The sequence below is a fragment of the Chryseobacterium sp. genome (genome assembly GCF_022712095.1).
In the GTDB taxonomy this organism is placed as follows: domain Bacteria; phylum Bacteroidota; class Bacteroidia; order Flavobacteriales; family Weeksellaceae; genus Chryseobacterium.
In genome coordinates, this window is the sequence record NZ_JALAHD010000247.1 from 1 (window position 1) to 6,140 (window position 6,140).

Consider the following 6,140-nt stretch of genomic DNA (forward strand, 5'->3'; position numbering starts at 1 on the left):
ATTAATTCTTCTGGAGTACTGGTAGGGATTAATAATATATTGTTCAAGCTTCTTTCTATCCGTACCTTCAGGAATCCAGAAACATGCATTTTCTTCGATTTTTACAGATACTATTTTGTCTTTTTGATATTGATGGATTAATACCTCATCTTTTTGACTTTCATAGAAGTTAAAGCCTAAATGTAAAATGAAAAATACTAAAAAAGTCAACACAAATGTTGCCGATTTTCTAAAATCATTCCATTGAATAAGAAATTTCAAAAAGTATAAAACAATGAACAGAAATAACATTTCAATTAAATTCATTGAAATATTGTCAAAAAAGAGATTTTCAAAACCCGCAAACCAATGAATAATCTTCAAAAGAAACTGAATGGTAAAATCATAAATAACATCTATAAAAGCAAAATTCAATCCTGCTATAATCAATACAGCTAAAAAGAAAGAAAATATAATCACAGCCTCTGAAAACGGGACAATAAAAATATTAGCAAAAATAGAAATCAAAGAAAACTGATGAAAATAATATATGATGATGGGTAAGGTAGCCAGCTGAGCTGCCAGTGACATTGAAATGGTATTAAAAATCAACCGTTTGAGATAGTTATCTGCTTTGGGCAAAAGCTTCAAAATAGAATCATTAAACCAAAAGATTCCTAAAACCGCTATGAAACTTAATTGAAATCCAACGTCAAAAATCTGTTGCGTATTCACTATTAATATAATAAAAGCTGATAAAGCCAATGAATGCAGAAGATCGGGTTTTCTCTGAAGCAGCTTATAGATATAATAAACAGTCAGCATTATACAGGAACGTAAAATAGAGTTTTCAAACCCAACAAACCCTCCAAAGATCCATATAAAACCTATACTCAATATAATTGCCCATTTTCGGAACCGGAGAGGAAAAATATTGGCCAGAAAAAAATAAATCAACCCAAAAATAACTACCATATGAGTTCCCGAAATTGCCAGAAAATGCATTAACCCTGACCGGTTGAAGTCCTGCACCATTAACGTATTCATTTCCGTTCTGTCTGCGAGAATTATTCCTTTGAGAAATTCCCTGCTCTGAGCAGACATTCCCACCTTATCAATTTTGCTTAAAGCTTCGTATCTTTTTTGAGCCAGCTTTTCATGAAAAGTAAGATCATTCCTATTTTCAGAAGAAATAATTTCTCCATTTACATAATACTGATATTCAATATTTTTACGCTTCAAATAATTCGCATAATCAAACTGAAAATCATGTTCAGGCGGCTGTACTTTTTTTAAGAATCCATCGGTTTTATAATAATGAATAAAATCCAGTTCCTTTTTCTTATCAGGAATCAGTACAATTACATTTACCTTATCATTTTCCACCTGAGCGACCGCCTCATATTTCTTATATTTCTCAGTAGAATTAAGTTTTTTAGTGATCTTAAATACAAAAGTTTTAGAGGACACGGAAGGAATCTCAGCAGATAAATTGTTATAATAGTGAAGACTTAACCCAATACCAAAATAGATACACCCCACCATCACAAATCTAAGTTTGTGTAATATAAAACTCAGGTTTAAAAAGGTTACAATAAAAAGAAACAAACAGGCAAAAAGAATGAATTGTATCGCAGCATCTCCCAATACAAATCTATCCTGAAAAAAAATTCCCAGAATAAAACAGCCGACAAATATCAAAAGAGGTTGTTTGTTCAAATGTGTTTTTTACCAGCTAAAATAGTAAATCACTCTGTAAAATTTTCATCAAATCAACTCAAAAACAATAAGATAACACAAATATAATATAGAAAATCACATCTTTAAGATAATACCTGCAGCATGTCCACTTGCTCCTTTGCCACCCAGCTTTTGTTTCAGCAGCTGATAATCACTTAAAATCTCTTCCCTTTTCTCACCTTCCAAAATCTTATTAAGCTCTTTCACCAGATGGGCTGTATTCAGATCATCCTGTATAAGTTCTTTTACCACTTCCCTATCCATGATCAGATTGACAAGAGAAATATAATTGATATTCTTCACAAGTCTTTTTGCAATGGCATAGGAAATTTTACTCCCGCGATAACATACTACTTCGGGAATATTCAGCAATGCTGTCTCTAATGTAGCCGTTCCCGAAGTGACTAAAGCAGCTTTGGAACATCTCAGCAGATCATAGGTTTTATTGGAAACAAAATGTACATTTTCATCTACATACTTTTGATAAAACTCTTTGGGAAGACTGGGAGCTCCGGCAATCACAAACTGATATTTTTCAAAATGAGGACGTACGGAAAGCATAATCTGAAGCATCTTTTCCACTTCCTGTTTTCTGGAACCAGGCAGAAGAGCAATAATCTCCTTTTCATTCAATCCGTTTTCCTTTTTAAAGGCTTCAATATCAATTAAAGCAAGCTCAGAAATGGCATCCAATAAAGGATGACCTACAAAATGAGAATGAACTCCGTGTTTTTTATAAAAATCTTCTTCAAAAGGAAGAATAACCAGCATTTCATCTACATACTTCTTAACAATCTCTACTCTTCCTTCTTTCCATGCCCACAATTGCGGAGAAATATAATATATTACCTTAATTCCTAATTCCTTGGCAAATTTTGCTATCCGAAGATTAAAACCCGGATAATCCACCAAAATCAAATAATCAGGTTTATTATTCTTAATATCTTCTTTACAGAATTTAATATTATTCAGGATCGTTCTGAGATTCATAGCCACCTCCAGGAAACCCATAAAAGCAAGATCCCTGTAATGCTTCACTAGCACTCCACCCTGCTTTTCCATGAGATCACCTCCCCAAAATCTGAATTCTGCTCTGGGATCTTTCTGTTTCAAAGCTTTCATTAAATTACTTCCATGTAAATCACCGGAAGCTTCTCCTGCTATGATATAATATTTCATTCTTCTGAAATCTTTTATTTTTAATGCTATCAAGTACCTCTTTTCAAATTTTTCTCATTATTGACAAACATAAATTATGGGAGGCTTCTATAATAGGAATAGAGAACAAATTGAAGATTGTTTCATCTTAATTTGTAAATTTGTTCAAAGATAATGATAAAAAATGTCAGAAGAATTTGAAATACGAAATAAAGTTGCGGAAAGTGGTTTGATCAATTTTGACCTTACCGACTTAGTACCCAAAGGCGCAAGAATAGGGATTGATCTTAAAGATTATCTTTTTGAAGGAATGATTCTTAAAGAAAAAGATTTCCGTGAAAAAGTAGCAGCGATTAATCCGGAAGATTATAAAGATGCATTTGTTTATATTTATAATTCTGCAGATGCTATCGTTCCTCTTTGGGCTTATTTTTTAATTACAGCAAAATTAACGGATACAACTAAAAAAGTAGTTTTCGGAAATAAGGAAGATCTGGAAGTTCTTCTGATGCATAATGCTATTCAATCCTATGATTTTGATGATTTCATTGGAAAAAGAGTATTGGTAAAAGGATGTTCTGATAAAGAAATTCCGGAAAATGCGTATATAGAACTTGTAGAGCAATTAAAACCTATTGTAAAATCTCTTATGTTTGGAGAGGCATGTTCGAATGTTCCTATTTTCAAAAACTAATAGATGAATAAATATCTAACTTCTCTTTTATTATTTTTAGTTTTTATCTTTATTTATTATATCGGAAGTTTTGCAAAAATTCCTTTTGCTGATTGTGTAGGTTTTGTTGTAGAAACAGAAAAAGGAAAGCTGGCTACGACCGCCACGGCGATAACACATTTTCTCTATCTCAATACAGCAATTTTAATTAAAAACATTTTAAACTTAAATGCCATTCAGGCTAACCGGCTTCTTGTTATTTTTTCAGGAGCAGCCTGTGTTTCCATGGTTTTCTTGACTGTAAAAAGCTTAATAAAAACTGACTGGATAGCCATAACCTCAGCGATTATTTTCGGTTTCAGTTTTTCTTTCTGGAAAAATGCAGAAATCGTGGAAGTATACACTTATAATACTTTATGGGTGAGTTTATTTTTTTTCTGTATTGTTCAAAGTTTTATAAAGCCAAAAAGTATTTATATACTGGGAGCAGGAATTTTCCTGGGAATCAGCCTGTGGCTGCATATCCAAAACATTTTATTGATCCCGGCATTCCTATTGTTTCTTTATTATTTTAGAGAGGAGAAAAAAAGTTCCCTTCTTTCCTTTGTCTTCTTTACTGTATTATTCTCAATGTTGTTTATCCTTAACTATTCTCAGGGATTACCGTTGAAATCACCTCTATCTTCAGAGCAGGGACATTGGGTAGAAGATTCATTGAAAAAATCATTGGTACAGTATATTCAGGATTTAGTTAAGTCTTTTTTATACCTCATCTATAATTTTAATGTATTTACAGTTTTGGGAATTACGGGGATTATTGCTCTTTACAGATCCAACCGTAAAATGTTCTTATTTTTTTTCACTGCAGGTTTACTGGTCTATGGTTTTTCCACTTTCTATGCGGTAACCGATAATTATGTATTCTTCCTTCCCTTTAATCTTATTTTTGCTCTGGCTATCGGATATGGATTATCTTCCGTAAAGTTTAAGACATTAAAAAACTATTCTTGGGTTTGCCTTCTGATTCCGGTTTTCTATTATTCTTGTTTCAGAATAGCTGTATTTGTGCCTCAGGCTCAAAGCTTTGATCATTTAAAAAAATATAAAGGCGGCCTGGAATATTATATGCTCCCCTGGATGAATAACAATATAGGGATTCTTGAATTTACCATTGATAAAAAAGAGGCTCCTGAACCTATGGGCTGGATGACGGTAAGTGCAGAAGAATATATAGAAATATTAAAATCTAAAGGACTTACAACTAAGGAGATAAGAGAACTTTAATAATAATTTCATTTTTTATGTAAAATTGGTAATGTTTTTGATAACTTTAGACTAATTAATTATTAATAAACACAAACTATGAGTTTAATTGACCTACTTACGGGAAATACGGGTAATCAGGTTGCAGAACAGGCAGAAAGCAAATTCGGTATCAGCAAGAACCAGATCATTGCTCTTTTAGCAGTTGCTACACCTCTTATTATTTCTTATCTGAGAAATAAGTCTCAGGATGCTAAAGAAGCGGAAGCTTTAAACCAGGCATTAGACAAAGACCATGACGGAAGTATCTTAAATAATCCTTCCCAATTGGAAGCACGTCAGGCAGAAGGCGGATCTATTCTGGATCATATTTTTGGAGGACAAAAGCAAACTGTGGAAAACCAATTATCACAAAACACAGGTATTTCCATCGATAAAATAGGTCCAGTTTTAGCTATGCTGGCCCCTGTTATAATGGGTTATATAGGAAAAGAAAAACAACAAAACAATGTAAGTGCAGGAGGATTGGGAGATTTATTAGGAGGAATCCTTGGAAATGCTTCCAGCCAGGCTCAACAGCAATCCAGTCCGTTAAATGATATCATCGGAAGTGTTCTTGGAGGCGGAGGGCAATCTCAATCTTCAGGAAATCCTTTAGGAGATATTCTGGGAAGCGTTCTTGGTGGTGGTAACACTCAAAAGCAAGGCGGAGGACTTGGAAGTATTTTAGGAAATCTTCTGGGCGGAAAATAAGTCCGGATTTAACTTGATAAAAAAGGCCAAAGAAATTCTTTGGCCTTTTTATTTTCTGATGTAAGATTATTTGGAAGCTGTAGCTGCAAAATTTTTGGAAGTTTTTTTACGCCTTTTCTTTCCGTAACTTCCTGCATTAATCTTTCCTCTTTTTGTTTTTTTGTCTCCTTTTCCCATAATGGTAGATTTTGTTGATTTTGTCTAAGTTAAAAAATATCTCGAAAAAAGTCAAATAATCTGTCCTAAAATTTAATAAACTCTTCCAATTATAAATACTTTAAAGGTAAACGTATTTTCATAGATATGTCAAAAAATTAATTTAGTTTTGTATATTCTTAAAATGAAGTTTATGAAAAAAATAATATCTACAACATTTGTATTGGGAATTTCATTATTTGCTAATTCTTTATGGGCACAGCAAATTTCAAAAGACCAGATGAAAGCCTTTCAATCGGATAATGTTGAAGTTTTTAAAACAGCTTTTTCAAAAAACGATTACAAATACGAACAAAAAAGACTTGCGCATTGATATTTAGGCTTAGAATAAGCAAGGTTGAGATAATCAAAATCGTTA

Annotated in this window: 7 protein-coding genes; 4 read left to right on the top strand and 3 right to left on the bottom strand. The window is 32.7% G+C overall.

What is annotated here, in order from left to right:
- Both Q0A18_RS12835 and lpxB read right to left on the bottom strand, forming a co-directional pair.
- A partial coding sequence (locus tag Q0A18_RS12835; RefSeq protein WP_292010550.1) for a ComEC/Rec2 family competence protein occupies nucleotides 1-1,698 on the bottom strand: 1,698 nt, incomplete at its 3' end.
- A gap of 96 nt (nucleotides 1,699-1,794) precedes the next feature.
- On the bottom strand, nucleotides 1,795-2,898 hold the full coding sequence (gene lpxB, locus Q0A18_RS12840; RefSeq protein WP_292010551.1) for a lipid-A-disaccharide synthase: 1,104 nt from the start codon (nucleotides 2,896-2,898) through the stop codon (nucleotides 1,795-1,797).
- A 163-nt stretch (nucleotides 2,899-3,061) separates the two neighbouring features.
- On the opposite strand from lpxB, the gene Q0A18_RS12845 reads away from it, so the two are divergent.
- The 3 genes from Q0A18_RS12845 to Q0A18_RS12855 all read left to right on the top strand — a co-directional run bounded on the left by Q0A18_RS12845 (nucleotide 3,062) and on the right by Q0A18_RS12855 (nucleotide 5,566).
- On the top strand, nucleotides 3,062-3,571 hold the full coding sequence (locus Q0A18_RS12845; RefSeq protein WP_292010552.1) for a DUF2480 family protein: 510 nt from the start codon (nucleotides 3,062-3,064) through the stop codon (nucleotides 3,569-3,571).
- A gap of 3 nt (nucleotides 3,572-3,574) precedes the next feature.
- Complete coding sequence (locus Q0A18_RS12850; RefSeq protein WP_292010553.1) at nucleotides 3,575-4,834, top strand: DUF2723 domain-containing protein; 1,260 nt, start codon at nucleotides 3,575-3,577, stop codon at nucleotides 4,832-4,834.
- Nucleotides 4,835-4,912: 78 nt separating this feature from the next.
- Nucleotides 4,913-5,566, top strand: a complete 654-nt coding sequence (locus Q0A18_RS12855) for a DUF937 domain-containing protein (RefSeq protein WP_292010554.1) — start codon at nucleotides 4,913-4,915, stop codon at nucleotides 5,564-5,566.
- A 66-nt stretch (nucleotides 5,567-5,632) separates the two neighbouring features.
- Here Q0A18_RS12855 and Q0A18_RS12860 read toward each other — a convergent pair whose 3' ends face one another.
- Nucleotides 5,633-5,743, bottom strand: coding sequence for a 30S ribosomal protein THX (locus Q0A18_RS12860; RefSeq protein ID WP_292010555.1), 111 nt, complete (start codon nucleotides 5,741-5,743; stop codon nucleotides 5,633-5,635).
- A gap of 172 nt (nucleotides 5,744-5,915) precedes the next feature.
- On the opposite strand from Q0A18_RS12860, the gene Q0A18_RS12865 reads away from it, so the two are divergent.
- Nucleotides 5,916-6,095: a hypothetical protein gene (locus Q0A18_RS12865; RefSeq protein ID WP_292010556.1), complete on the top strand. Its 180-nt coding sequence runs from the start codon at nucleotides 5,916-5,918 to the stop codon at nucleotides 6,093-6,095.
- The last annotated feature ends 45 nt before the right edge of the window (nucleotides 6,096-6,140 follow it).

Excerpts from the sequence above, each read along its gene's own strand:
- lpxB (WP_292010551.1), bottom strand. The coding sequence starts at position 2,898 with ATGAAATATTATATCATAGCAGGAGAAGCTTCCGGTGATTTACATGGA.
- Q0A18_RS12845 (WP_292010552.1), top strand. The coding sequence starts at position 3,062 with ATGTCAGAAGAATTTGAAATACGAAATAAAGTTGCGGAAAGTGGTTTG.
- Q0A18_RS12850 (WP_292010553.1), top strand. The coding sequence starts at position 3,575 with ATGAATAAATATCTAACTTCTCTTTTATTATTTTTAGTTTTTATCTTT.
- Q0A18_RS12855 (WP_292010554.1), top strand. The coding sequence starts at position 4,913 with ATGAGTTTAATTGACCTACTTACGGGAAATACGGGTAATCAGGTTGCA.
- Q0A18_RS12860 (WP_292010555.1), bottom strand. The coding sequence starts at position 5,743 with ATGGGAAAAGGAGACAAAAAAACAAAAAGAGGAAAGATTAATGCAGGA.
- Q0A18_RS12865 (WP_292010556.1), top strand. The coding sequence starts at position 5,916 with ATGAAAAAAATAATATCTACAACATTTGTATTGGGAATTTCATTATTT.